Source organism: Macellibacteroides sp., assembly GCF_050251695.1.
Lineage (GTDB): Bacteria > Bacteroidota > Bacteroidia > Bacteroidales > Tannerellaceae > Macellibacteroides > Macellibacteroides fermentans.
The window spans coordinates 1-2183 of record NZ_JBFWMI010000130.1 but is presented as its reverse complement, the minus strand read 5'-3'; the positions used below and the strand labels follow the sequence as shown (position 1 = coordinate 2183).

At 42.1% G+C, this 2183-nt stretch carries 1 protein-coding gene; it reads left to right on the top strand.

The window, feature by feature from the left end:
• Nucleotides 1-2183, top strand: a 2183-nt coding sequence (locus AB7E53_RS13685) for a TIM-barrel domain-containing protein (RefSeq protein ID WP_446776291.1), incomplete at both ends; no start/stop codon positions are given.

Below are 2183 nucleotides of genomic sequence, written 5' to 3'. Positions count from 1 at the left end.
TATAACCGTGATTATTGGAAAGAAAATGAAAAGGGTATTCTTTTTGAGGATGGCAAACGTTATTCTGAAAGTCAGAAGGATAACGGCGGTGTGAAAGAATCGCTGAACGGGGAGTTGAATAATTATCAATTTTCGGCACGTGGGGTGATTGATCGTTATAATGCTCATGACATGCCTTTGGGTTGGATTCTTCCCAATGACGGATATGGTGCCGGATATGGACAAACAGAGACATTAGACGGTAATATTGCCAACCTCAAGTCTTTGAGCGATTATGCGCATGGAAAAGGGGTTGAAGTAGGATTGTGGACTCAGTCCGATTTACATCCTAAGGCTGGAGTAAGTGCCTTGCTTCAAAGAGATATTGTTAAAGAGGTGCGTGATGCCGGTGTAAGAGTTTTAAAAACCGATGTTGCATGGGTTGGTTCCGGCTATTCTTTTGGTCTGAATGGAATTGCCGATGTGTCCGGGATTATGACTTATTACGGAAATGAGGCGCGTCCGTTTATTATATCTCTCGACGGATGGGCAGGAACACAGCGTTATGCCGGAGTATGGTCCGGCGACCAAACCGGTGGTGTGTGGGAATATATACGTTTCCACATTCCCACATATATAGGATCAGGATTGTCCGGAATGCCAAACATATCCAGTGATATGGATGGTATTTTTGGCGGCCGTAATGCTGTGGTTAATATGCGTGACTTCCAGTGGAAGGCGTTTACTCCTATGCAGTTGAATATGGACGGATGGGGTGCTAATGAGAAATATCCCCATGCACTGGGAGAACCGGCCACATCGGTCAACCGTTGGTATCTAAAGCTTAAATCGGAGATTATGCCGTACACTTATAGCATAGCTCGTACAAGTGTTGACGGTATGCCTATGATTAGAGCGATGTTTCTGGAGTATCCAAACAAATATACGCATGGATCTGCCACTAAGTACCAATTTATGTATGGACCGGATTTTCTGGTTGCTCCAATATTTGAAGAAACCGAAGCAGACGAAGTGGGAAATGATATTCGCAATGGTATTTACCTGCCCGATGGAGAATGGGTTGACTACTTTACCGGAGAGCGTTATACAGGCGGACGTATCATTAATAATTTCAAATCTCCTTTTTGGAAACTTCCGGTATTTGTAAGAAGTGGTGCTATTATCCCTGTGACAGGCCCAAATAACAATGTTTCGGAAATCAAAAAGGATTTGAGAATGTACGATGTTTATCCTCATGGTAACTCCTCATTCTCCGAATATGATGACGATGGCCGCACTGTGGCTTATACTCGTGGATATTCTGTTACTACCGATCTGAAATCTACGCTGAACGAAAAGGGGGAAATGGTCTTTTATATTGCGGCCTCGAAGGGTCGTTTTGACGGATTTGAAAGGAATAAGTATACGGTGATTAATTTACATCCGTCTGAGAAACCCAAAAAGATATCGCTGAAAATCGGTAATTCAAAGGTAAAACTTACCGAGGTTAATTCGCTTGATGCATTTGAAAAGGGTAAGAATGTATATTTCTACGACGCTGCTCCGGAACTGAACAAGTTTGCTACCAAAGGCAGTGATTTTGCTTCTCTTTCCATTAAAGGTGGTTCAAAGTTGATGGTTAAGACGGATGTGTTTGATGTTGTTAATAATGATCTGAAGCTGACTATCGCAGATTATAAGGTTAACAAAAAAGATCATCTGTTGTCGCATACCGGAACGGTATCTGATCCTGCAAATGTGAAGACTACCGACGAAAACATAACGGCCTATACGCTTAAACCTACCTGGGATAAGCAACCGAATGCCGATTATTACGAAATAGAATTTGACGGTATGATCTATTCTACCATTCAGAATAATCACCTTACTTTTACCGGTCTTGTTCCCGAAACAACCTATTCTTACAAGATTCGCAGCGTGAACATGGATGGTGTTTCTCAATGGGATTCGTACACCGCAACGACTAAGTCTAACCCGCTGGAATTTGCTATTCAGAATATAACGGCAGAAACTTCGGTGAAAAATCAGGGTGGCCAAGGTATAAACAAGCTGTTTAACTTTGATGAGGGTGATGCATGGCATACATCCTGGAGTGAAAAGGCTGTTCCTTTTAATATTATTATTAATCTAAACAGTGTAAATCACCTTGATAAAATGGAATATCTGCCCCGTACCGATGGTGG